This is a genomic window from Sphingobium sp. B1D7B (genome assembly GCF_025961965.1).
Lineage (GTDB): Bacteria > Pseudomonadota > Alphaproteobacteria > Sphingomonadales > Sphingomonadaceae > Sphingobium.
This window is the reverse complement of the sequence record NZ_JAOQOR010000001.1, coordinates 3,169,525-3,194,219: the sequence shown is the minus strand read 5'-3', so window position 1 is coordinate 3,194,219 and position 24,695 is coordinate 3,169,525. Positions and strand designations below refer to the sequence as shown.

Here is a 24,695-nt window from a genome sequence, read left to right as displayed (position 1 = left end):
GCCGGCCTTGGCGGAAGATGAGCGCGCGGGTTGGTTGCGCGTACAGGCGGTCGGTCGGCACGCCGCAGGTATCGCATCCCAGCCTGAACGCCAGATGACCGCGCTTGCGGCGAACAGCTGGAAAGGTCGCTGCCCGCAAATCCTCCCAGGCATTTGGCATTTGGCGGCGCGCCCCTATCTACCAAGCCGACGACCCACTCTGAACCCTGGAGTTACCGGCTATGCCTGGCATTGGCGACGCACTTTTTCGGCCTTTTCAGTTCAAATCGCTTTCCCTCCCCAATCGCATCGTGATGGCGCCGATGACGCGGGCGAAGGCCCCCGGCGGCATCCCCGGCGAGCCCAATGCGGATTATTACCGGCGGCGGGCCGAGGGCGGGGCAGGGCTCATTCTCTCGGAAGGCACGGTGATCGACCGGCCAGCCTCGCGCAACGATCCGGGCATTCCCTTCTTCCATGGCGAGGCGGCGCTTGCCGGCTGGGCGGGAGTGATCGAGGCAGTCCATACCGCCGGCGGGCGGATGGGGCCGCAGCTCTGGCATACCGGCTCGACTCGCACCGGTAGCGGCTGGGAGCCGGACGCTCCGGTGGAAAGCCCCTCCGGTCTGCTCGCGCCCGGCGAACCGCGCGGCGTGGCGATGACCGAGGAGGATATCGCCGATACCGTGGCGGCCTTCGCCAAGGCAGCCGCCGACGCCAAGCGCCTCGGCTTCGATACCATCGAGATCCACGGCGCCCATGGCTATCTGATCGATCAGTTCTTCTGGTCTGGCACCAATGTTCGCGAGGATCGCTATGGTGGGTCTACCATCCGCGAGCGGGCGCGCTTCGCCGGTGAGGTTGTCGCCGCCATTCGCGCGGCCGTCGGGCCAGATTTCCCGGTGATCCTGCGCGTCAGCCAGTGGAAGCAGCAGGATTATTCCGCCCGGCTGGCCGCGACGCCTGCCGAGATGGAGGACTGGCTGCAGCCGCTGGTGGATGCCGGCGTCGATATCCTCCACTGCTCGCAGCGCCGCTTCTGGGAGCCTGAATTCCCGGAGATCGACGGCGAGGCCGGCCTCAATTTTGCCGGCTGGGCCAAGAAGTTGACCGGCGTGCCGACGATCAGCGTCGGGTCCGTGGGGCTCTCCGGCGAGTTTCTGGCGGCCTTCGGCGGCGAAAGCTCGACCAGCGTGGAGCTTAATCGCCTGATCGAGCGGATGGAGCGCGACGAATTCGACCTCATCGCCGTAGGCCGCGCGCTGATCAGCGATCCGCAATGGCCCCGCAAGGTGCAGCAGCAGGACTGGAACGACCTCAAGGGTTTCAGTCCGGCGGACCTGCAGGAACTCGTCTGAGCAGGGGAGGGCGCGCCACGTCTACGGCGCGCTCTTCCAGCCTCGGCTTTGCGATCTACGTTGCTGGAAGGATGGTAGCGGAGGAGGGACTCGAACCCCCGACACGCGGATTATGATTCCGCTGCTCTAACCGGCTGAGCTACTCCGCCCCAAGGGCTTGCTGCCGCCTTGCGGCGTCAGGCCGGCGCGCTATACGCAGGCGAAATCGGATGGTCAATGGTTGACCGTTCGATTGCGGCACCTTCGTTTCTCTGGCAAGGCCGCGGGGTAATTTGCATTGGGGAGATGACGTGCAGCATTTCGACTGCTTGATCGTGGGGGGAGGCCATGCCGGTGCACAGGCGGCGATCCTGCTTCGCCAGCTCAAATATGAGGGGTCCGTGGGCCTGATCGGCGATGAGCCGGAATTTCCTTATGAACGCCCGCCGCTGTCCAAGGACTATCTGGCCGGCGAAAAGACCTTCGAGCGTATCCTGCTGCGCCCGGCCAACTTCTGGACGGATCAGGCGATTTCGCTGTTCCTCGGGGAGCGGGTCAAGACGATCGATCCGGTCGCGCATCAGGTGGTCACGGCCAAGGGTACGGAATTTTCCTATGGCAAGCTGATCTGGGCGGGTGGTGGCTCGGCCCGGCGGCTGTCCTGTCCGGGCTCGACGGCGAGCGGCCTGTTCACCGTGCGGTCGCGCGCCGATGTCGATGGGTTGATGGCCATTCTGCCCACGGCGGAGCGGTTCGCCATCGTCGGCGGCGGCTATATCGGCCTTGAAGCGGCGGCAGTGCTTAGCAAGCTCGGCAAGCAGGTCACGCTTCTGGAGGCCCAGGAGCGGCTGCTGGCGCGCGTCGCCGGGCCGGAACTGTCCGACTTCTTCGCGCAGGAGCATCGCGCCCATGGCGTGGACGTGCGCCTCTCGGCCTCGGTGGATGCCATCGAGACCGGCGATCAGGGCCAGGCCACCGGCGTTCGGCTGGCCGATGGCGAGGTGATCCCGGCAGATGCGGTGATCGTCGGGATCGGCATCGTGCCGGAGACCGGGCCGCTGATTCTCGCGGGGGCGAGCGGCGGCAACGGCGTGGATGTCGATCAATATTGCGAGACCTCGCTGCCCGACGTCTACGCGATCGGCGATTGCGCCGCGCATGAGAACCGCTTTGCGGCGGGGCGCCGGATGCGGCTCGAATCGGTGCAGAACGCCAATGATCAGGCGCGCACGGCCGTGCAGCATATCATGGGCAACCCCGCTCCTTATGAGGCGGTGCCGTGGTTCTGGTCGAACCAATATGATCTGCGCTTGCAGACCATCGGTCTGTCGCTGGATTTCGACGAGTGCATCGTGCGCGGCGATCCGGCTTCGCGCAGCTTCTCGGTTGTCTATCTGCGGCAGGGGCATGTCATCGCGCTCGACTGCGTCAACCGCACCAAGGATTATGTCCAGGGCCGCGCCCATGTCGTCGCCGGGAGCCGCCTGGACCGGGCGCAACTGGCAGATGGCGAAATTCCGTTGAAAGAGGTCGGCGTCGCCTAGCGGCTGAGGTCGGGCGCGTCCGAGGGGGACAAGCCCACGGTGCCCACCGGCCTGATCTTGCGCAGCAGATCGATCAGCAGCTGTTGCTCCTGTGTATCGAGATGCGCCAGAAGCTGGGTTTCGTGGCGGTGGATGCGTGCGGCGGCCTCGGTGAAGGCGGCGCCGCCCTTGTCCGTCAGCGTGAGGGAAAACGCCCTGCGGTCCGAGGTCGAAGGCCGACGCGTCACGAAATCGAGCGCGACGAGCTGATTGACCAGCGTCACCATATTGGTGCGCTTGATGCCGAGCGCTGTGCCCACCCGGCCCTGGCTGATGCCGGGATTGGCGGAGACGACCGACAACACAGCAAAGAGCACTTGCCGCATGTCGCTATCGGCAAAGGTGCGGGAGAAGTCGGCAGACATTACCGCGAAGGCGCGGCGAAGATGATAGCCGGCCAGATCGCCCAGAAGACCGAGCGAGAGAGCATCGGATGGTTCGGCAGATTGGTCTATGGCTCCCCTCCTCATGCTTGCGGTCCCCTCATGGCTGAGGGTTACCGCCCGAAAATCATTTCCCAGCTAACGGTGTGTTGCGCGTAAATCACAGCCCCGCACTGATTGTTATGTCGCATTGCTAGTTGCGCATGGTGGGCTTATTTTTCCCGGCCAGGTCAATGCCCTGCGGGGCACGCGCGGCCTCGCTGCGCCGACCAAGAAACCACAGGGAGGATATCATGAAAGCCCCATTTCTCATTGGCGCAGCGCTCGGCGCGCTGATCTCCACGCCGCTCTTGGCGCAGGATACGGCCGCGACCCAGACGCCCCAGGCGATGGATACGGAATCGGAAGCCGGCACGATCATCGTGACCGCGCGTCGCCGGGCCGAATCCCTGCAGGATACGCCTGTCGCGATCTCCGCCTTCGATGCGCAGGTGCTCGAAGATCGCCAGATCAACCAGACGTCCGATCTCGAGACGATCACGCCCAACCTCCAGTTCAAGACGGCCGGCCAGCTCTCCGGCAACTCCGCCGCGACGGTGGTGTTCATCCGCGGCATCGGCCAGCTCGATCCCACGGCGGCGGTCGATCCGGGCGTGGGCATCTATCTGGATGAAGTCTATGTCGGCCGCGCTGTCGGTGGCGCCATCGACTTCGGCGATATCGCCGGCGTTGAAGTGCTGCGCGGCCCGCAGGGCACGCTCTTTGGTCGCAACACGATTGGCGGCGCCATTCTCGTGCGCACCAAGCAGCCGGAGCTGGGCCGGTTCGGCGCGGATGTGCGTCTGCGCCTTGGCTCGGACAGTCTGATGGAAGGCTTTGCCGCCCTCAACATTCCGCTGGGCGACACATTGGCGGCGCGCGTCTCGGGCGGTTTCCGCAAGCGCGATGGCTATGTGATCCGCGAATATGATGGCATCGATCTCGGCAATGACGATAGCGCGACGCTGAATGGCGCGCTCTATTGGGAAGCCAGCCCGGACATCAAGGTGAACATTCGCGGTGACTACACCAAGCGGGACGAGAACGGGGCGCCGTTCGTCTTCGCCGGCGTGAACCGGAACGCACCGGTCGCGGCGATCGCGAGCGTGGCTGCCGGCTGCCCCGGCGCCACCATTCCGTTCGCCCCGCTCACGCCGGGCGATCCGCGCTTCGGGGCGCCGAACGTGCCGCAGATCAACGATGCCCGCTGCGCCAACAATTTCCAGAACAAGGGCCCGTTCGTCAATGGCGGCACGGCACCGGTGCTGAGCACCTCGGAGGTCTGGGGCGTCTCGGGAACGGTCACCGCGAATGTGACCTCCAATGTCCTGCTCAAGTCGATCAGCGCCTATCGCTCCACCCAGTCGCGCGGCGTGCGCGATGCGGACAATACCCCGCTGCTGCTGATCACCACGGATGTGGGCTCGCAGTCCGACCAGTATAGCCAGGAACTCCAGCTGCAGTATGAATCGCCGGTGCTCAACGGCATCATCGGTGGCTATTACTTCAATGAGAAGACCAACGAGCGGGCGACCGTGCCGCTGGCCTTCCCGCCGTCGCCGCCGGTGATCGGGTCCCTGCTGGCAGGCGGCCCCGGCTCGCGCGACCTGCAGGTTTCTGATCTGGAAACGGATTCCATCGCGGTATTCGGCGAGCTTTCGGTCAAGCCGATCCAGAATCTCGAGATTTCTGGCGGTTTGCGCTACACGCGGGACAAGAAGAAATATCACGGCATCGTGTTCAACCTGTTCCCAGCCACGCTGCCGGACCCGGATCCGCTGCCGACGCTGGCGATCCCGCAGGGTGGCCCGCTGTTCATCTATCCGGGCCCCTATTCGCAGAGCTTCTCTGCGCTGACCGGCTCGGCGAGCGTGCGCTATTCGTGGACGCGCAATGTCAGCACCTACATTTCCTACTCGCGCAGCTTCAAGTCGGGCGGCTTCAACACGCGCTACAATGCGGCGCCTCCGGGCAATGTGCCGACGCCGTTCGACGAGGAGAAGGTGGATAGCTACGAGATTGGCGCCAAGTTCGATTTCGGCGATTTCCGCTTCAACGCGGCGGCTTTCCAGGCGGATTACAGCAATATCCAGCTGATCTTCCGTCAGGGTGTCGTGCCGCTGCTGTTCAACGGCGGCAAGGCGCGTATTCGCGGGCTTGAAGGCGAGCTGAGCTATCATCCGCGCGCTTACGGCCTGCGGATCGACATCGCGGCGAGCACGCTCAACGATGAGATCCTGAGCATCACGCCTGTTCCGGGCGCGACGGCGACGGTTCAGCCGGGCGATGACCTGCCGTTCACGCCCTCCTTCCAGGGCAATTTCGGCATCGGCTATGAGATCCCGCTCAACGACGACGTGACGCTGACGCCTCGCTTCGACGGCAATTACAGCGCCAGCCTCAAGTTCATCACCGGCAGCGTGCCGGAGATCGAGCAGGACGGCTATTTCGTCGGCAATGCCTCCGTCACGCTGGCTAACAAGGCGACCGGTTGGAAGCTGACCGGTGGCGTGCAGAACCTGTTCGACGAGCTGTATCTGGTGCAGGGCAATGCGTCGCTCGGCACGCTGGGTTATGCGGAGAAGATCTACGCTCGTCCGCGCAGCTGGTATGTGCAGGCGTCGATCTCGTTCTGATTGTGACGAAACGGCGGGCAAGGCCCGGCTGATGCAGCGGCCCGCTTCGTGATGAAGCGGGCCGTTTCGTTTGTGGTAACGATCAGCGACGAAAGCGGTGCTGGCTCAGGGCAGACCAGGGGCCGCCTTCATAAACCCATACCGCAAGGCCGGCGATGCCAAGAGGGGCAGGGCGGATCTGTGTCCGCAACAGCGCCAGCGTCTCCTTCGCGACAGAGGGAGCGACCTTGTTCTGGACCGTGATGTGAAGGCGCTTGAGCGCGCGGTCCTGCGGAATGAGGTGTCGCTCAAACCGCTCGGCGATCATGGCGCGTATGTCGAGAAGCTCGTCACTCTCCACCGCCAGCGCGACAAGACCGCCTGACCCGAACGGCGCGCCCAGACTGGCCGGGGGCGCGGGACGATCGACTAGGCCCTTCAGCATCGTCCGCAGTTCGGCATGCAGGGACGGCGGGAGATGGTGGAACAAGGTGATGTGCGCCGGCACCTGATTGCGGCCGGCTGGATAATGGGTCTGCCGCAGCCGGTCGGCCCAAGCTTGGTCCGCGCTCCTCAAATGGGCGGTGACGATGAGGGGGCCGCGCGGCAGTTCGAGGACAGTTTGCGTCATGTCAGAACCGGGCTAAAGTGGCTGTGCAACAAGCCATGGGGAGGTGGTGTGTGATGACGGGTGAGGGGGACCATCGCAGCCGGAGCATGTCGCAGATTCCGGCTATTCTGTTTCTGATATGGACCCTGATCGGAATCGCCGCCTTCATTGTCCAATCGACCGCCAATCTCGAAGAGCTGGCGATGGCCGATTCCTATCAGGCGGAAATCTGGGCCAACATGCCGCGCTGGGCCTGGCTGAGCTACGGCGTGGCCGTCGCCGCCGCGTTTGCCGGCGCCGTTGCCCTTTTGGCACGGCGCGCCGCCGCCGTCTGGTTCTCGCTCATCGCGCTGATCGCCATATTGGTCCAGTTCAGCTACTCCTTCCTCGGCACCGATCTGCTGGCAGTCAAGGGCGCGAGTGCGGCGCTGTTCCCGGCCTTCATCGTGCTGATTGCGATGCTGCAACTGGGCTATGCGCTGCGGTTGCGGAGCAGGGGTTTGCTCCGCTGAGCAAAGCTCACATTTCGCCGCGTTGACGGCGGATGTCATACCATTTGCGCACGTTCGCATTGTGCTCGGCCAGCGTCTCCGCGAAGATATGCCCGCCCTTGCCATCCGCGACGAAGTAGCGCGCTTTCGTTGCCGCCGGCCGCAGCACGGCCTCGATGGAACTGCGTCCCGGATTGGCGATCGGCCCCTTGGGCAAGCCGGTCATTGCATAGGTATTATAGTCGTTCACCGCGCGGATCTCCGACTGGAGGATGCGGCGGCCAAGCGGCTTGCCCTTGGTGATCGGGTAAATGATCGTGGGGTCGGCCTGCAGCATCATACCCTCGCGCAGGCGATTGGCGTAGACACCGGCCACCGTGGGCCGCTCGGCGGGGATGGAGGTTTCCTTCTCCACGATGCTGGCGAGGGTGACGGCCTGCGCAGGTGTCTTGACTGGCGTTGCAGCCGAGCGTTTGGGCCACTGCGCGGCAATGAAGCTCGTCATTGCGGCCTGCATCCGTCCAAGCACTGCCGCGCGGGTCTCGCCCTTCTGGTAGCCATAGCTGTCGGGCATCACCGAGCCCTCCTCGGGCACGGGAATGTCTCCGGTCAGCTCGTCATTGGCCATCAGCCGCTCATGCACGAGGATGGAGGGCATGCCCTCTGGGATGGTGACGAGGTGGACGAGGGTTTTGCCGCTCTGGAGAATGCCCAGAATGTCAGCGCTGCTCGCTCGTCGGGGGATGCGATATTCGCCCGCCTTGATCGACCCATCCGGCCCCAGCACCCGCGCGCGGGCAAGGAAGGCGGTGGCGGAGCCGATGGCGCCTTGCGCTTCCAGCTCGTCGGCCGCCTTGCGCAGCGTCGCGCCCTCGGGAACGATGATCGTCGCGTCGGCCCCAAGCGGGCCGGGCCTCGACCAGCCATGGACGAAGAGAAGCGCCGCAGCGGCCAGTCCGGCCAGCAGCAGAGCAGCGACCGTGAGGACGATGCGGCGCATTGCGGCCGTCAGAGAGCCTTGAGCACAAGGCTGGCGTTGGTGCCGCCAAAGCCGAAGCTGTTGTTGAGCACGGCCTTGACCTTCCGCTGCTTTGCCGTGTGCGGAACGAGGTCGACACCCTGGCAGCTGTCGCTGGGATCATCCAGGTTGAGCGTGGGCGGCACGATCTGGTCGCGCATCGCCAGGATGCAGAAGATCGTCTCGACCGCGCCGGCACCGCCGAGCAGATGGCCGATGGCCGACTTGGTGGACGACATCGACATGGTCTCCAGTGCGGGACCGAACAGCCGCCGCACTGCGCCAAGCTCCAGCTCGTCGCCGAGCGGGGTGGAGGTGCCATGGGCGTTCACATAATCGATGTCGGCGAGCGAAAGCCCGGACCGGCGCATGGCCATTTCCATCGCGCGATAGGCGCCAGAGCCTTCCGGATGGGGTGCCGTCACGTGATAGGCATCGCCCGAGAGGCCGTAGCCTAGGATTTCGGCATAGATCTTCGCGCCGCGCGCCTTGGCGTGCTCATATTCTTCGAGCACGACCACGCCGGCACCTTCGCCCATGACGAAGCCATCACGCGCTTGATCCCACGGGCGGCTGGCACGCCAGGGTTCGTCACGAAATTCGGTCGAAAGGGCACGCGCCTGACCGAAGCCGGCAATGCCGATCGGGCAGATGGCGCTTTCCGCGCCGCCGGCGAGCATCACATCGGCATCGTCGAGCGCGATCATCCGCGCCGCGTCGCCGATCGAGTGAACGCCCGTCGCGCAGGCCGTAACGACGGCGTGATTAGGGCCCATCAGGCCATATTTGATCGAGACCTGACCGGAGATCAGGTTGATCAGGCGACCGTGGACGAAGTGCGGGGAGACCCGCTTGGGGCCCTTATGCTCCAGCACCAGCGATTCGCTCTCGATGCCCGGCAGCCCGCCAATGCCCGAACCGATCGAACAGCCGGTGCGCAGACGCTCGGCTTCGCTCATCTCAGTCAGGCCGGCATCTTCTATGGCCTGGCCGGCCGCGTCGATGCCATAGACGATGAACGGATCGACCTGACGCTGGACCTTGTGATCCACGCGCTTGTTCGGGTCGAAGCCGAATTCATGATCCGGGGCCTTCACTTCGCAGGCGTAATTGGTGTGGAAATCGGTCGCGTCGAAACGGGTGATCGTTTCCGCGCCCGACCGGCCGGCGATGATGTTCTTCCAGCTTGTCTCCACGTCGCCGCCAAGGGGCGAAACCATGCCGAGACCTGTTACGACGACACGACGCATTTCACTCTCCTGATCCAGTCACCCGGCCAGTTGCCCGGAACGCCGGGCGCTGATCAAACACGAACGGCCCTCCCATGGCGAGTCAAACCCGCAACCGGAGAGCCGTATCCATGTGTATTCACTGGCCGGTGCATGTCCGCGACGAGGCCGCGAACCGGGCTCCCGCTATCTTACTGCTTGCCGTCGATGAAATCGATCGCGTCCTTGACGGTGGCGATCTTCTCGGCAGCATCGTCGGGGATTTCGACGCCGAACTCTTCCTCAAAAGCCATGACGAGCTCGACGATGTCGAGGCTGTCAGCGCCCAGATCGTCGATGAAGCTCGCGTCTTCGGTCACCTTGTCCGCCTCGACGCCGAGGTGCTCGACGACGATCTTCTTCACGCGATCCGCGGTCTCACTCATGAGAGGTCCTTTGCTTTACTTTGGTCTTCAATCTGGAGATGCCCTAGAGCCTAGGGCGGGGCGTGACAAGAGGCTAGCGATAGCGGGCGCAATTGCCCCGTGCGCGGCGCCTTTCCGTCCACTCGCAGCGTTGCGCGGCGTCGGAAGACGTAGCGAATCTGGTGGCGTCCCTCGCAAAATTGCTTTGCGCGCGATGCACTCACGCCCATATGCGCGGACACGATCAAGACAATCCGAGGATCTCTTCTGATGAGCGACTATGACTTCGACCTGTTCGTAATCGGTGCCGGATCGGGCGGCGTGCGGGCTTCGCGCATTGCAGCGGCGCATGGTGCCAAGGTCGCCGTGGCGGAGGAGCACAAGGTCGGGGGGACATGCGTGATCCGGGGCTGCGTGCCCAAGAAGCTGCTCGTCTATGGCGCGCATTTCGCCGAGGACATTAAGGATGCCCGCCGTTTCGGCTGGGATATTTCGGACTGCAGCTTCGACTGGCCCACCCTGCGCGACAATGTGATCGGGGAGGTCTCCCGGCTCGAAGGGCTCTATCAGCAGACGCTCGACAATAACAAAGTGACGACTTTCCACGAGCGCGCGACGGTGGAGGGGCCTCATGAGGTGCGGCTGGCCAGCGGCAAGCTGGTGACCGCCAAGGTCATCCTCATCGCGGTCGGCGCCTGGCCGAATGTGCCCGATGTGCCCGGTGCGGAGCTGGGGATCACCTCCAACGAGGTCTTCCATCTGGAAAAGATGCCCAAGCGCGTTGCGATCTTCGGCGGCGGTTATATCGCCAACGAGTTCGCCGGCATTTTTCACGAGTTCGCCTGTCAGGTGACGGTGGTGCTGCGTGGCGACCAGATCCTGCGCGGCTATGACGAGCAGATTCGCGACCGGCTGCTGCAGATCAGCATGGCCAAGGGCATCAACTTCCGCTTCAACGCGCCGCTCGAAAAGATCGAGAAGCAGGAGGATGGCTCCCTCAAGGTCTTTATCGATGGTGGCGATCCGATCGAGACCGATCTGGTGCTGTTCGCCACCGGCCGCAATCCCAAGATCGGCGGGCTGGGCCTGGACAAGGTTGGCGTGGAAACGGCGAAGGGCGCGATCAAGGTCGACGAATATAGCCGCACCAACGTCGAGAGCATCTACGCAGTCGGCGACGTGACCGACCGGGTGCAGCTCACCCCGGTGGCGATCCGTGAAGGCCATGCCTTCGCCGACACCGTGTTCGGCGGCAATCCGCGGACGGTGGATTATGGCTGCATTCCATCCGCCGTGTTCAGCCATCCGCCAATCGGCGCTGTCGGCATGACCGAGGGCGAGGCACGCAACACGCTGGGCGCGGTCAAGGTCTATACCTCCGACTTCCGGCCGATGAAGAACACGCTGGCCAATCGCAACGAGCGCAGTCTCTACAAGCTGATTTGCGAGGAAACGACCGGGCGGGTGGTCGGCATCCATATGATCGGCCCGGATGCCCCCGAGATCCTCCAGGCTGCGGCCATCGCGGTGAAGGCGGGCCTGACCAAGGACGATTTCGACGCCACCGTCGCGCTGCACCCCAGCATGGCGGAAGAGCTGGTGCTGATGCGCTGAAGGTTTAGGCCGGCACGCGGTTCAGCCGATGCTGTAGGGAATGACGTGCCGGCCATCCCTCTCGACATGGATCGGGCGGTCGATGGGCGGGAAGGCGCGCTGCGGGCAGCCCTCGCGCGGGCAAAGGCGACAGCCCGGCCCGATCGGGGTGACTGCGGTATCATCGGCGAGGTCCAGCCCGTCCGCCCAGGCGAGATGGGCGGCATAATCGCGTTCGCAGGCGAGCACGATGGCATGGCGACGGTCTGGCCGTGCGATGGCGCGGGCAAGCAGGATATAGTGCACGCCATCGGGCATTTCCGCGCGCTCCGCACCGCTGTAATCAGCACGGGTCGGGGCCTCGTGCAACCTCAGGCGGGGGCAGAGCGGGCCATAGCTGCCAAAGTCCAGCCGCGTGGCGCTATGCCGCTTGGTGATGTTGCCGGCCGGATCAATGCGACAGAAGAAGAAGGGAATGCCGCGCTGTCCCGGTCGCTGTAGCGTGGCGAGCCGATGCGCGACCTGCTCGATGCTTACGCCAAACCGCGCCGCCAGCGCATCCACATCATGGCGGAGCGTCCGGGCCGTCTCGCGGAACAGGCCATAAGGCATGAGCAAGGCGGCAGCGCCATAATTGACGAGCGCGTGATGCAGCAGGGCATCGGCAGGCGCGCCGACCGGATGCTGGGCGATGACCCCGCGCATCGTGGAATCGGCCAGCCCGCGCAAATGCACGATATGGCTGGCGAGTTGGAAGGCGATGCTCGCGGCGGGCAGGCGGTCATTGACGTGCAAGGTCCGGCCATCGGGGGAGGGCGCGCGCAACAGCGTGGTCTTGAGTGGTTCGCGACTGACGGTGCAATCATGCTCGTCGCGCAGTGCCGCGCTGAGCGTCGCTAAGGTGCCTTCCGCATCGGAGCGCGCGCCGATGCTGAGCTGCGTGGCGAGATCCTCGGCGGCGGTGTCCAGATCATGGAAATAATTGTCGAACAGCCGCAGCCGATCGCTCACCTGATCGAAAGTCGCGCGTGCGCCCGGCAGCAGGCCGTTACCAAGCGCCTGTTCGGCCATGGCCAGCCGACCTTCGGTCTGTCGGAGCGCGTGATGCAACTCGACATAGCGCGCTGCAAATTCGGGGTATTGAACATGCAGCCGCTCGGTCCGCTCGGGATCGGGAGGCGGTGAGCGATGGCCGGGATTGGCGAGCGCCCAGTTGAAGGCGCCGAGCAACTGCTCCTCAGGCCGGGCATCGAAATCGGACCAGTCGAGCGGAAAGGCCGCCGCCAGCGCGGCCTTTACCCGTGCGGTCAGGGGACGGTCGTTATTCTCCAGTTGCGAGAGATAGGAGACGGAGATGCCCAGCAGCCGCGCCATGTCCGCCTGATCGAGCCGGCTCTGCAGACGCAGGTCGCGCACTTTCTGGCCAACGAACAATCTGTTTCCGCGTGGCAAGGACTGTCTCCGGGGTACGAGTCGGGGTGAGGGATCGCCGCACTGGCCGGGACAGTGGGCACGATCCGCAAATTTTTCATCCGCGGGTTAGCGCCTGTGCCGATAAACCAGGACGTCCTTCAAGACGCCCGCACCGTAGCGGAACCAGCTCATTTCGCAATTCCGCAAATTGCTGCTCGTGTTTGCCGATCCATACTCGCTCTGGCGCGACGCTTGCCGCGCGCGGGTACGATGCTAGCCTGCGCCCAGTCAGAACAGCGGTCGGCAACCGCGCCGCAAGGGAGGATCGATTGAGCGAGATCGTGCTGTCCACGCTGGACGATGGGGTGCTGACCCTTGCCCTTAACCGCCCCGAGCGGCTCAATGCCCTTTCCACCGGCCTGCTGGCAGACCTGACCCGCAAGCTCGATGAGGGCGTGCGTGCAGGTGCGCGGGCCGTGTTGATCACCGGGACGGGCAGGGCGTTCTGCTCCGGCGCGGATCTGGCCGATAGCGAAGGCATGGGCGCCGATCTCGGGGAGACCCTGGCGACCTATTATCATCCTCTGTTCCTGCGGTTGGCCGGCCTCGATATCCCGGTGGTGAGCGCGATCAACGGGCCGGCTGTCGGCGCTGGCGTTGCCTTGGCGCTAGCAGCGGACATCGTGGTGATGGCGCGCTCTGCCTATCTGCAGCTTGGCTTCGTCAATATCGGGCTCGTGCCCGATGCTGGCGCGACATGGCTGGTCGCGAAGAGCGCCGGGCGCGCCAAGGCGCTGGAATTGGCGCTTCTTGGTGAGCCGATGAGCGCTCGGGAGGCGCAGGACGCCGGACTGGTCGCCCGCGTGACCGACGACGAGAGGCTCGGCGAAACCGCACGCGGTCTTGGCCTCAAACTCGCGCAGGGGCCGACCCGCGCCATCGGCATGATCCGTAAGCAGGTCGCTGCCGCACTCAATCACAGCCTGTCGGAGACGATGGGCATCGAAGCCGCCAATCAGGCAGCGGCCGGCCACAGCGCGGATTTTCAGGAGGGCGTCGCGGCCTTTCTGGAGAAGCGGGTGCCGCGCTTTCAGGGGGATTGAGCGAGAAACGCTACGGAATTCGGCTCGTCGGTCGAGCCGAAAACTGCGATTTTTCTTTGCGTCATCTTTCCTGCTTTGTGAGCACCATTTGATCGATCTGACGATAGCCCGTTCGTTTCGTCCTATGGCAACGTTTTACTAACCTTTGAACGCTTAGCACTCTCCTAAACTCAGAGACGATTGGACGGCGTGGAGAGCTTTTACCATCTGGTCGTGGTTGATCAGCAGATTCGGGGCATGCTGATCATTGTGGCGATTTGCGGGTCTGGCATTTTAACGGCCACGGCCATTCTCGGTCATACGTTCAACATGAAATCGCAGAGCGTACGTCGGGCCTGGCTTGTGCTGGCGGGGTTGGTGACGGGCGTTTCGTTTTCAGCGATCCTGCTGACAGGGGTTGCGGCCTTGGGTGCGCGTGCCGGAACGACTACCGGGCCTGACATGGATCGTATCATCGTCGAAGGCGTGGCCAGTCTGCTCTTCATGACCGCCCTTGTTCTGGCCTGGCGTGGATTGATGGGTGGCAGTGCGGCATCGGCGGATGACGGCCAGCTTGCCGAGGCGCTCGATGAACTAGCCCATGTGCAAGCGCATCATCGCGCCTATGTCGAGCTCAATCCCCAGATCGCCTGGATGGCCGATGCGGAGGGACGCATCACCGAAATTGGCCCACTTTGGGCTGAACAGGTGGGCCTCGATCTAGAGGCCGGGCTAGGATATGGATGGACGCAGGCCGTTCATCCTGATGACCTTCCGACCGTTCAGGCCTTATGGGCGGACGTTGTCAAAAATCAGTCGGATGCCGCCGATGTCCGCTATCGCATCCGCATGGCGAACGGGATGTACCGCTGGTACCGGGCGCGCGCACGGCCTCACCGGGGTGAAGATGGCAAAGTCCTCGCCTGGTATGGCACGCTGGAAGACATTCACGACCATGTGATCGCCGAAACCGCGCTCAGGCAGAGCGAGGAGCGCTACCGCCTGGCGGCAGAAGCTGGGAACGACGTCATATGGGATTGCTCCTTGCCCACCGGCATTACGACCTGGAGCGGGGCGTACAAAAAAGTCCTGGGTTATCCAGAACTGGAGCAGGCCACGCATTTCGATTGGTGGATCGAGCGTATTCACCCCGATGACCGGGAGCGGGTCCTCGCCAACCAGAGGCGGGCGCTGGAGAGCGGCCAGAAGTTCTGGCTCGAGGAGTTTCGGTTTCGCACCGCTAAAGGGACGTTCATCGATACCAAGGCGCGAAGTGTCATCGTGCGCGGCGACAAGGGTGTACCCGTCCGGCTTGTCGGGTCGATACTGGATATCACGAAGCAGAAGCAGGCCCAGGCCGAGCTGAACTGGGCTGCGTATCACGACCACCTTACGAGGCTCCCGAACCGGGCGCTCTTCGGCGTTCGTATTCAGGCCGCGATCGACGCGGCATGTGATTCCGGTGATCCGGTGGCGCTCATGATCCTGGATCTCAATGGATTCAAGGAAATGAACGATTCGCTCGGCCATGCCGCAGGCGACCGGGTGTTGGTGGAGGTCGCTCGGCGCCTGTCCTCCTGTATCCCCGAAGGGGCGACAGCGGCTCGGCTGGGCGGCGATGAATTTGCGATCATCTTGCCTGGCCTGTCTGCGGCGGACGAATATCGCGCGGTAGCGGACGCCTTGAAGCGCTGCTTTGAAGTGCCGGTGCAGATCGAAGAACTGCGCATTCCAGTGAGCTTTTCCGTCGGTGTCGCTGTCTGGCCGCGCGATGGCTTTGAGCCCGGGGATTTGTTGATCGCGGCGGACCTCGCTCTCTATGCAGCCAAGGCCGACATGCCCGGCTCCGTCCGGGAGTTCTCCCCGTCACTCAAGGTGGCATCCGAGAGGCGAACCCGCATGCTGGTCATGGCGCGCGCAGGGTTGGACGAGGACCGCATCGTGCCGTTCTACCAACCCAAGGTGAACCTCCAGACCGGGCAGATCGACGGCTGGGAAGCGCTGTTGCGGGTGGCCGAGAACGGCCAGGTTCTGCCGCCTGCCGCCATCGAGGCGGCGTTCTCGGATGCCGAAATGTCGGTGCGGCTGACCGACCGGATGATCTGCGGCATCTTTGCGGACATCGCGCGCTGGCGGGCCGATGGGCTGGAGCCGGGGCGGATCGCGGTCAACGTGTCCGCGGGCGACTTTCGCGCGCCGAGTTTGCCGACACGTCTTGAGGATGCCGCCCGGACCCATCGGCAGGGTCTTGCCCAGATCGACATCGAAGTGACGGAGACTGTGCTTATCGGGCAATTGGGGCCAGAAGTCGCGCGGATGCTCGAGGAACTGCGCGGCCTAGGCGTGATGGTCGCGCTCGATGATTTCGGCACGGGCTATGCTTCGCTCAGCCATCTCCAGCAATTTCCCGTCGACGTGATCAAGATCGACAAGTCGTTCATCGACAGGATCGAGGACAGCACGCCGGGCGCGACGGCCGTCATCGACGCCGTGTTGCAGATGGCCCGGCGCCTGGGGATGCAGACGGTCGCGGAAGGCGTCGAAACCATCGCGCAGGCCCGCTATCTCCGCGCGCGGGGCTGCACGCTGGGGCAGGGCTTCTTGTTCAGTAAGCCGGTTCCGGCGTCACAGGTGCCCTCACTGCTGCGAGGGAAAGCCTATGGTCACTGGGAGTTCGGCGGCGTCGGCTGACCAGCAGTCGGCGCGGTCGGCTCATCGCCCCCGCCCAGGGCCCGGTAGAGCCCGGCGGCACTGGAGAGCTCCTGACGCCGCAACTCCAGCAGTGCGAGCCGCGCAGCATAATCGCTGCGCTGCGCATCGAGCAGTTCCAGCCGGGCATCGACCCCGGCCTGATAGCGCAGGCGGGAAAGCTCGGCGCGCCGCGCGGCCGACTGGGCCACGCCCCGCTGGGCTTCGATCTGGCGGGTATAGGTCTCCCGCCCGGCCAACCCGTCTGCGACCTCGCGGAACGCAGACTGAATGGCCTTTTCGTAGTTTGCGATGGCGATCGACTTGCGAACCTTCGCCAGATCGAGCTGGCCCTGCAAACTGCCGCCGTTGAAGATCGATTGGGTGATCTGCGGCGTGAACGACCAGTTGCGGTTTGCGCTATCGAACAGGCTGTCCAGCGCCATGCTGGTGAAGCCGAACAGACCTGTGAGCGAAATGCGCGGGAAGAAGGCGGCGCGGGCGGCGCCGACATCGGCATTGGAGGCGACCAGCTCATGCTCGGCCTGACGGATGTCCGGCCGGCTGGCGAGCAGGGCGGAGGGCAGGCCGACCGGCAGCTGGGTGCGGATCGGCTGGTCCATGAGCGCGATGGGGGCGGGCAGGTCGGCGGGCAGGGGCGCCCCGACCAGCAATTGCAGCGCGTTGCGCGCCTCGGCCAGCATCCGCGTGCGCATCGCCTGATCGGCCTGGGCCTGACTCACCTGTCCCTCTGCCTGCGCAACATCGAGCCCGCTGACCTGCCGCGCCTGCTGGAGACGGCGAGTGATCGCGAGCGAATCCTGCCAGTCGCCCAGCGTGCGGTCGGTGAGGGCAAGCTGCTCCTCGGCGAGCCGTTCGGCCAGATAGGCATCGACGATCGACCCGATCAGCGCGATGCGCGCGGCACGGCGGCCTTCGTCAGTGGCGAGATAGCGCTCGAAGGCGGCCTCGCTCTGCGAGCGGAGGCGACCGAACAGATCGATCTCAAAGCTGGTCAGCGCAGCATTGGCGGAGAACTGGCTGAACTCCGCGCCAGCGCCCGTTTGAGCCGTGGTCGCCGAAACACGTTGCCGGGAATAAGCCGCGTTGGCGTCCAGTGTGGGCAATTGCGCGCCCCTGGCGACGCGGAACTGGGCGCGGGCCGCCTCGACGTTGAGGGTGGCAACGCGCAGGTCGCGGTTATTCTCCAGCGCCAGCTCGATGAGCCGCTGCAAGCGCGGATCGCCAAACATCTCGCGCCAGCCCAGCGCGGCGGCACTGGCTGCCTCTTCGGGAGAGGCGAGCGGGTAGACCGGCGCAACCGGGGCAGGCGGTGTCTCCAGCCGGGGGTTCATCGAGCAGGCGCTGGTCAGCAGCAACGCCGCGAGGGCAAATTTACGCATCTCAATTCTCCGATGCGGGGTAGGCGGCAGGCGTCTGCAATGAACCATCGACATGCTTCTTGCGCTTTTGCCGCTCGACCAGCTTCATCACCACCACGAAGAAGACGGGGACGAAGAAGATCGCGAGAATGGTGGCACTGATCATGCCGCCGAAGACGCCCGTGCCGATGGCCCGCTGGGTCTCCTTGCTCGCACCGCCCGCCAGCATCAGCGGAACGACGCCGAGCGTGAAGGCGAAGCTGGTCATCAGGATCGGCCGCAAGCGCAGGCGCGCGGCGTGCAACGCGGCGTCGACCGCAGACATGCCGTTGTCATAAGCGTGCTTGGCAAATTCCACGATCAGGATTGCGTTCTTGGCGCTGAGGCCGATGATCGTGATCAGGCCCACGTTGAAGAACACGTCGTTGGGCATGCTGCGCAGCGTGACCGCCAGCACGGCGCCGAGCACGCCGAGTGGGACGACCAGCATCACCGCCGCCGGGATCGCCCAGCTTTCGTACAGCGCGGCCAGCACCAGGAAGACGACCAGCATGGAGAGGCCCAGCAGCAGGATCGCCTGATTGCCAGCGAGCACTTCCTGAAGCGACTGACCGGTCCATTCGATGGCGAAGCCGGGCGGCAGCTGGCTCGCAAGACGCTCCATCTCCGCCATGGCCTCGCCGCTGGAGTGGCCGGGCGCGGGCTGGCCGGCAATGCGCATGGCGGGATAGCCATTATAACGCACCAGCTGCAGCGGCATGGTCTCCCAGCGCGGCGTGACCAGCTCCGAGAGCGGGACCGTGTTTCCGGCCGCGTTGCGGACATACAGCTTGAGCACATCCTCAAGGTTCATGCGGAAGGGGGCATCCGCCTGCACGATGACCTGCTGCATCCGGCCATTATTGGGGAAGTCGTTGACATAGGCCGAGCCCATGGCCCCGCTCAGCGTGGAGGTGATGGACTCGAAGGGCACGCCCATGGCCTGCGCCTTCTGGCGGTCGATCACCATCTCGACGCTGGTGCCGGGCATCAAGCCTTCCGGATAGACGCCGGCAAGGGCCGGGTTTTTCGCGGCCATGCCGAGCAGTTGGAACTGCGCGGCCATCAGGGCATCGAACCCACGGCCCGAGCGGTCCTCAAGGCGCGCGGAGAAGCCGCCGGTGGTACCGAGGCCATCGATGGAGGGCGGGATGAGGCTCATCACGAGCCCTTCGCGCACGCCGGCACCGGTGGCCTGATTTGCCGCGCCGGCCTCGCCAAATGCGGTCGCGCCGTCACGCTCGCTCCAATCCTTGAGCATCGTGAAGCCAAGGCCGACATTGGCGCCCGCGCCGGAGAAGCCCCAGCCCAGCACAGAGATGGTATCGGCGATGCCGGCGCGCTGCGCGGTGTGCTTCTCGAAGACTTCCAGCGCTTCCAGCGTCCGGCCGGACGTCGCGTCCGAGGGAAGCTGGAAGACGGTCATGAAATAGCCCTGATCTTCATCGGGCAGGAACGATGACGGAAGGTTTGTATAGCCGACGATCATAAGCACCACGATGACCGCGAAGCTCGCCATCATCCGCGCGCTGCGCTTCAGGGCGCGCGTTACCCAGTTGTGATAGCCGTGCGTCATCGTGTCGAACTTGCGGTCGAACCAGCCGAAGAAGCCCTTCTTGGTTTCATGGCCCGTGACCGGCTTGAGCAATGTCGCACAGAGCGCCGGCGTCAGGCTCAGGGCAAGGAAGGCCGAGAACAGGATGGAGACCGCCATGGAGATGGTGAACTGCCGGTAGATCGCGCCGACCGAGCCGCTGTAGAATGCCATTGGCACGAACACGGCGGTGAGGACGAGGCTGATGCCGATGATGGCGCCCGTAATCTCGCCCATGGCCTTGCGTGTGGCTTCCTTGGGCGGCAGCCCTTCCTCGGCCATGATGCGCTCGACATTCTCGACCACCACGATGGCGTCGTCGACGATTATGCCGATGGCGAGGACCATGCCGAACATAGTCAGCACGTTTACGGAATAGCCGGCCAGCATCATGACGGCGCAGGTGCCGAGCAGGGCGATCGGTGCGACGACGGCGGGAATGATGGTGTAGCGGAATTTCTGGAGGAAGACGAACATCACCAGGAAGACGAGCACCATCGCCTCGACCAGCGTCTCGATGACCTTCTCGATCGAGATCTTCACATAAGGCGCGGTGTCGAACGGAATGCGGTATGACATGCCGCTGGGCATGGCCCGCGCCAACTCGACCATGCGCTCATGCACGCGGGCGGAGGTGGAGACCGCATTGGCGCCGGGCGCGAGCTGGACGGCCATCAACGCCACGGGCTTGCCGTTGAGGCGCGTCTGGAACCAGTAGGACGCGGAACCAAGATCGACCCGGGCGACATCGCCCAGCTTCAGGGCGGAGCCATCCGTTCCGGCGCGCAGCACGATTTCGCGGAACTGCTCGGGGGTTTTCAGCTGGCCCTCGACGGTGATCGGAACCTTGACGCGCTGGCCTTCGGCAATCGGCTCGCCGCCCAGCACGCCGGGCGAAACCGGTGTGTTCTGTGCAGCAATCGCGGTCGTGATATCGCTCATCGCAATGTCGTAGGAGGCCAGTTTCGCCGGATCGACCCAGATGCGCATCGCGCGCTCGGCGCCGAAGAGCTGGACACGGCCGACGCCGGGGAGACGCTTGAGCTCCTCGACAACATAGCGCGCCGCATAATCCGACAGTTCCTCGAGGTTCTGCTGGCCGTTGGACGATTCCAGGCTCACCAGATTGAGGAAGTTGCGATTGGCGGAATCGACCTGAATGCCGAGTTGGCGGACGATCTGCGGCAAGCGCGGCTCGGCGGCTTTGAGCCGGTTCTGCACGTCGACCTGCGCCAGCTCCGGGTTGGTCCCCGGCTGGAAGGTCGCGGTGATCGTCGCCTGACCGGACGTATCCGTCGAGCTCTCGAAGTACAGCAGGTTGCGCACGCTTGAGAGTTCGCGCTCGATCAGGCTGACGACGCTGTCATTCAGCGTCTGCGGTGTGGCACCGGGATAGGTCGCGGTGATCTCGACGCTTGGCGGGGCGATGCTCGGGTAGCGCTCCAGCGACAGGCGCGGGATGGCGATGACGCCCGCAAGGATGATCGCGATGGCGACCACCCAGGCGAAAACGGGCCGATCGATGAAGAAACGGGGCATGGGTTCGCTTTCGTCTTCAGCGCGCGGCCGCGGCGGGCTTGGCGGCGGCTGCAGGGCGCCATGGCTTGGCCGAAACGGTGGCGCCGGGCTGGACCCGATCCTGCCCTTCGACAATCACGGTTTCACCAGCCTTGATGCCTTGCGTAATCAGGACGTTTCCGTCGCGCACATCCCCGGTCTGCACCGGCCGCAGCTCGACCTTGCCGTCTTTCCCAACAATCCGGACGCTGGCCTGACCGGCGGGATCGCGCAGCACGGCTTGCTGCGGCAGAGTCAGCGCACTGGGCAGAACCATGCGGGGCAGGCGCGCACGCACGAACATGCCGGGCAGCAGCGCCCGCGTGGGATTGGGCACCTCGACCCGGGCGATCACCTCGCCCGTGCCTGGATCGACGCTGATGCCGGAGAAGAGCAGGCGCCCGGTCGCCGCATAGGGCTTGCCCTCGGATGAGAGGATCTCCACGGGCGCGCCCTGGGCGGAATTGCCGGCACGCGCCGCCTCGCGCAGCGTTTCGAGGCGGGCGGCCGGCTGACGCACGTCCACATAGACGCGGTCAATCTGTTGGACGGTGGCGAGCGGTTCTGCACCGCCGACGGCGGCAAGGGCGCCCTCGGTCACCATGGACTGGTCGATCCGGCCACTGATCGGCGAGCGGATCGTGGCGAAGCCGAGATCGACCTGCTGGCGCGCCAGCGTGGCGCGGCTCTGGGCGAGGTCGGCAGCGGCCTGATCGCGCGCGGCGACGGCATCATCATAGGCCTGTCCGCTGATCGCATCGACCTTCACCAGCGGCGCCAGGCGCTCGGCCTGGATGCGAGCGCGATTGAGGGCGGCCTGTGCGCGCTGCACGGCGGCTGCGGCGCTCTGTGTATCCGCGCGGAACGGCGTCGCGTCGATCTGGAACAGGGGCTGGCCGGCCCGCACTTCGGAGCCCTGCTCGAACAGCCGGCGCTGGATGACGCCATTCACCTGCGGGCGGATTTCCGCCACACGGAAGGCCATCACCCGGCCCGGCAGTTCGTCCGCCACGTCGACGCGCGAGGGGGAGACCTTCACGACCGATACCTCTGGCGGCGGCGGCGAGGATGGGGTCTCACCTCCTGAGCAGGCGGACAATACAAGCGCCATCGACGCGATAACGATATAGGCGCCGGAGCGCCTGGGGGGGCATTTTGTCATCATGTCCGACTCTTGATTTTTGCTTGTCCGCGCTGGCCCTTTGGGACTGGCTTGTCGAGGCAGTGTTGGTCAAGTGTGGAGAAATTGTGGAGGCAGGTGGCCCCCCGTTTGGAACTGCGGTAACGGCTTGCAGGCAGAAGGATATGCTATGGATGCCGAAAACGCGCTCGTGCTGGTCGCGGAAGACGAACCGGAAATCGCCGATGTCATCGCCGCCTATCTGGAGCGGGAAGGCTTCCGGACGGTCCGTGCCGCCGACGGGCGAACCGCGCTGGAGTTGCACCTTGCGCTCAAGCCGGACCTCGTGATGCTCGATGTGCAGATGCCGCGGCTCAACGGCTGGGACGTGCTGGCCGAGTTGCGGCGTCGCGGCTCGACCCCCGTGATCATGCTGACTGCGCTCGATCAGGATATCGACAAGCTGCAGGCGCTGCGCATCGGAGCGGACGATTATGTCGTCAAGCCGTTCAACGCGCTGGAGGTGGCCGCAAGGGCGCGCGCCGTGCTGCGCCGGTCCGGCGGCAGCCGGGGCTCCACCCTGCGAGTGGGGCCGATCGAAATCGATATGGACAGCCATCTGGCCAGCGTGATCGTCGGGGACGATCCGCAACGCGTGAGCCTGTCTCTCACCCTCACCGAGTTCCGCATTCTTGCGCACATGGCGCGCGCGCCCCGGCGGGCGTTCTCGCGTGGTGAACTGGTCGATGCCTGCCTGCCGGGCGGCGACGCGCTCGACCGGACGGTGGATACGCATTTGAGCAAGCTGCGGCGCAAGCTGGAGGATGCCGGTGCGCATGGCTTCATCAACAATGTGCGCGGCGTGGGCTTTCGTCTGGCAGATATTTCATGAAGAAGCCGGCAGGCGGTCTGGGGCGGCAGATCGTGTTGTCCACGGTGATCTCCACGGTCGCTTCCGTGCTGATCACGATCATCGGCCTCTATATCTTTTATGGCGTCATCATCCGGGTGGCGCCGCATATGCTGTTTCCGCTGACGGACGACTGGCGCCCGCACGGCATCGAATGGCTGCTCATCGGGCTGTTTTGCGTCGTCTCCACCGGCATTGCCGTGCTGGTGGCGACGCGGCTGGCCCGGCGGATCGTTCAGCCACTGGTTTCGGTTGCGCAGACCGCCCGGATCATTGCGGATGGCAATATCAAGGTCCGTGCGCGCAGCGATGATCGGGCGCCGACCGAGGCCACGATGCTGGTGGAGGATTTCAATCTGCTGGCCGACCGGCTGGAGCAGGCGGGCGAGGCCGTCCGCCGTTGGAACGCGACCATCGCGCATGAACTGCGCACCCCGGTGACGATCCTGTCCGGACGTCTCCAGGGCCTCGCCGACGGGGTGTTTGCGCCCGATCCGCCGCTGCTGCGCTCGCTCGTCACGCAAGTGAATGCCCTGACCCGCTTGATCGAGGATCTCCGCACGGTGAGCCTCATGGAAGGCGGCCGGCTGGACATGCGCTTCCAGCAGGTCGATCTCGCCGAAGAAATGGAGACGGTCGTCCGGCTGATGCAGCCCGAGCTGGAGACCGCGGGCTTCCGCATCGTCACCGCCTTCGATCGCGGCCTATGCTATGTCGATACCGCACGCATCCGGCAGGCCCTGATGGCGCTGCTCGAGAACGCTCATCGCCATGCCGACCCCGGTCAATTGGCCGTGACGCTGCGCATCTCCTCGTCCAGCGTGCTCCTGAGCGTGACCGATGAAGGGCCAGGGATGACGGAGGAGTTCGCCCGCCATGCCTTCGATCCGTTCCGTCGCTATATGGAGCAGGGCGGAGCGGCGAAAGGCAGCGGTCTTGGCCTCTCCGTGGTGCGCGGCATCGCCGAGGCGCATGGGGGCGCAGCGACCTACCGCACGGTCAATGGGGGCTCCTGCTTCACCCTCACCATGTCGCGATGGAAGCCGCGTGGCCCATCAGTGCCCACGCAAGGCGATCTCGCCTGATCCTGCGCGTTAGGCGGTGATGGCCGCAACCGTCGCGCCAAGTGCGGCGATCGCCTGATCTGGCGCCATGCACAGTTGCAGGCCGCGCTGGCCGCCATTCAGATAGATGTGCGGCTGGGCCAAAGCGCTCTCGTCGATCACCGCGCGGATCGGCTTCATCTGTCCAAAAGGGCTGATGCCGCCCACCTTGTAGCCGCTCAGGCGCTCGGCATCGGCCGGCTTCATCATGGCAGCGCTCTTGGCGGAGAGGGCGGCTGCAAACTTCTTCATCGCCACTTCGCTGCTCGCCGGAACGATGGCGCAGGCCGGCTTGCCATCCACCAGCGTCATGAGTGTCTTGAAGACGCGCTCGGGTGGCTGGCCCAACGCCTGGGCAGCCTGCAAGCCGATATGGGCGGCAGCCGGATCATAATCGTAGAGATGGATGGTGAAGGCGATGCCGGCCTTGCTCAGCGCCCGAGTGGCGCGGGTTTCCTTTGCCATGCGCGCTGCGTGCTGCGTACTGTTCACGATGTCAATGCAGCGCCGTTTCGTCCCTGGCCGC

Annotated in this window: 19 protein-coding genes and 1 tRNA gene; 9 read left to right on the top strand and 11 right to left on the bottom strand. The window is 64.8% G+C overall.

Annotated features, from left to right (window positions below; translation table 11 throughout):
* Positions 1-221 precede the first annotated feature (221 nt).
* The gene (locus M2336_RS14950) at positions 222-1,337 is read left to right on the top strand and encodes an NADH:flavin oxidoreductase (protein ID WP_264573096.1); all 1,116 of its coding nucleotides are present in this window, start codon (positions 222-224) and stop codon (positions 1,335-1,337) included.
* A 72-nt stretch (positions 1,338-1,409) separates the two neighbouring features.
* Here M2336_RS14950 and M2336_RS14945 read toward each other — a convergent pair.
* Positions 1,410-1,486: transfer RNA gene (locus M2336_RS14945), tRNA-Met, on the bottom strand.
* Positions 1,487-1,627: 141 nt separating this feature from the next.
* On the opposite strand from M2336_RS14945, the gene M2336_RS14940 reads away from it, so the two are divergent.
* Positions 1,628-2,860 carry an NAD(P)/FAD-dependent oxidoreductase gene (locus tag M2336_RS14940; RefSeq protein WP_181559980.1) on the top strand — a complete coding sequence of 411 codons (1,233 nt, stop codon included), beginning with the start codon at positions 1,628-1,630 and terminating at the stop codon, positions 2,858-2,860.
* Here M2336_RS14940 and M2336_RS14935 read toward each other — a convergent pair.
* On the bottom strand, positions 2,857-3,369 hold the full coding sequence (locus M2336_RS14935) for a MarR family winged helix-turn-helix transcriptional regulator (protein ID WP_264573095.1): 513 nt from the start codon (positions 3,367-3,369) through the stop codon (positions 2,857-2,859). The two genes, M2336_RS14940 and M2336_RS14935, sit on opposite strands and share 4 nt — an antisense overlap.
* Before the next feature lie 206 nt (positions 3,370-3,575).
* On the opposite strand from M2336_RS14935, the gene M2336_RS14930 reads away from it, so the two are divergent.
* On the top strand, positions 3,576-5,957 hold the full coding sequence (locus M2336_RS14930; RefSeq protein WP_264573094.1) for a TonB-dependent receptor: 2,382 nt from the start codon (positions 3,576-3,578) through the stop codon (positions 5,955-5,957).
* An 82-nt stretch (positions 5,958-6,039) separates the two neighbouring features.
* Here M2336_RS14930 and M2336_RS14925 read toward each other — a convergent pair whose 3' ends face one another.
* Entirely contained in the window at positions 6,040-6,567 is a 528-nt protein-coding gene (locus tag M2336_RS14925; protein ID WP_264573093.1) for a 2'-5' RNA ligase family protein, read from the bottom strand.
* A gap of 86 nt (positions 6,568-6,653) precedes the next feature.
* On the opposite strand from M2336_RS14925, the gene M2336_RS14920 reads away from it, so the two are divergent.
* Positions 6,654-7,058 (top strand): sugar transporter, encoded by a 405-nt coding sequence (locus M2336_RS14920; protein WP_264573092.1) that lies wholly within the window; start codon positions 6,654-6,656, stop codon positions 7,056-7,058.
* Between the two features lie 7 nt (positions 7,059-7,065).
* On the opposite strand, the gene mltG is transcribed toward M2336_RS14920, so the two are convergent.
* The 3 genes from mltG to M2336_RS14905 form a co-directional block, all read right to left on the bottom strand.
* On the bottom strand, positions 7,066-8,037 hold the full coding sequence (gene mltG / locus M2336_RS14915) for an endolytic transglycosylase MltG (protein ID WP_264573091.1): 972 nt from the start codon (positions 8,035-8,037) through the stop codon (positions 7,066-7,068).
* An 8-nt stretch (positions 8,038-8,045) separates the two neighbouring features.
* Positions 8,046-9,305: a beta-ketoacyl-ACP synthase II gene (fabF, locus tag M2336_RS14910; RefSeq protein ID WP_264573090.1), complete on the bottom strand. Its 1,260-nt coding sequence runs from the start codon at positions 9,303-9,305 to the stop codon at positions 8,046-8,048.
* Between the two features lie 170 nt (positions 9,306-9,475).
* On the bottom strand, positions 9,476-9,709 hold the full coding sequence (locus M2336_RS14905) for an acyl carrier protein (protein WP_181559973.1): 234 nt from the start codon (positions 9,707-9,709) through the stop codon (positions 9,476-9,478).
* A gap of 249 nt (positions 9,710-9,958) precedes the next feature.
* Here M2336_RS14905 and gor point away from each other — a divergent pair, with 249 nt between their 5' ends.
* Positions 9,959-11,302, top strand: coding sequence for a glutathione-disulfide reductase (gor, locus tag M2336_RS14900; RefSeq protein ID WP_264573089.1), 1,344 nt, complete (start codon positions 9,959-9,961; stop codon positions 11,300-11,302).
* A gap of 21 nt (positions 11,303-11,323) precedes the next feature.
* Here the strand turns inward: gor and M2336_RS14895 are convergent, their stop codons facing one another.
* Positions 11,324-12,715 carry a helix-turn-helix domain-containing protein gene (locus M2336_RS14895; protein ID WP_264593169.1) on the bottom strand — a complete coding sequence of 464 codons (1,392 nt, stop codon included), beginning with the start codon at positions 12,713-12,715 and terminating at the stop codon, positions 11,324-11,326.
* A 308-nt stretch (positions 12,716-13,023) separates the two neighbouring features.
* Here M2336_RS14895 and M2336_RS14890 point away from each other — a divergent pair, with 308 nt between their 5' ends.
* Both M2336_RS14890 and M2336_RS14885 read left to right on the top strand, forming a co-directional pair.
* On the top strand, positions 13,024-13,797 hold the full coding sequence (locus tag M2336_RS14890; RefSeq protein ID WP_264573087.1) for an enoyl-CoA hydratase-related protein: 774 nt from the start codon (positions 13,024-13,026) through the stop codon (positions 13,795-13,797).
* 237 nt (positions 13,798-14,034) lie between these two features.
* Positions 14,035-16,467 (top strand): putative bifunctional diguanylate cyclase/phosphodiesterase, encoded by a 2,433-nt coding sequence (locus M2336_RS14885; protein ID WP_264593168.1) that lies wholly within the window; start codon positions 14,035-14,037, stop codon positions 16,465-16,467.
* Here the strand turns inward: M2336_RS14885 and M2336_RS14880 are convergent.
* The 3 genes from M2336_RS14880 to M2336_RS14870 are packed head-to-tail and all read right to left on the bottom strand — an operon-like array spanning position 16,440 to position 22,075.
* Entirely contained in the window at positions 16,440-17,867 is a 1,428-nt protein-coding gene (locus tag M2336_RS14880; protein WP_264573086.1) for an efflux transporter outer membrane subunit, read from the bottom strand. The genes M2336_RS14885 and M2336_RS14880 overlap by 28 nt on opposite strands.
* Before the next feature lies 1 nt (position 17,868).
* Positions 17,869-21,018, bottom strand: coding sequence for an efflux RND transporter permease subunit (locus M2336_RS14875; protein WP_264573085.1), 3,150 nt, complete (start codon positions 21,016-21,018; stop codon positions 17,869-17,871).
* A gap of 16 nt (positions 21,019-21,034) precedes the next feature.
* Complete coding sequence (locus tag M2336_RS14870; RefSeq protein ID WP_264573084.1) at positions 21,035-22,075, bottom strand: efflux RND transporter periplasmic adaptor subunit; 1,041 nt, start codon at positions 22,073-22,075, stop codon at positions 21,035-21,037.
* A gap of 271 nt (positions 22,076-22,346) precedes the next feature.
* On the opposite strand from M2336_RS14870, the gene M2336_RS14865 reads away from it, so the two are divergent.
* Both M2336_RS14865 and M2336_RS14860 read left to right on the top strand, forming a co-directional pair.
* Positions 22,347-23,048, top strand: coding sequence for a response regulator transcription factor (locus M2336_RS14865; RefSeq protein ID WP_181559966.1), 702 nt, complete (start codon positions 22,347-22,349; stop codon positions 23,046-23,048).
* Positions 23,045-24,151, top strand: coding sequence for an ATP-binding protein (locus tag M2336_RS14860; RefSeq protein ID WP_264573083.1), 1,107 nt, complete (start codon positions 23,045-23,047; stop codon positions 24,149-24,151). The genes M2336_RS14865 and M2336_RS14860 overlap by 4 nt, the downstream gene beginning before the upstream one ends.
* 9 nt (positions 24,152-24,160) lie before the next feature.
* On the opposite strand, the gene ybaK is transcribed toward M2336_RS14860, so the two are convergent.
* Entirely contained in the window at positions 24,161-24,634 is a 474-nt protein-coding gene (gene ybaK / locus M2336_RS14855; protein ID WP_264573082.1) for a Cys-tRNA(Pro) deacylase, read from the bottom strand.
* Positions 24,635-24,695: the final 61 nt, after the last annotated feature.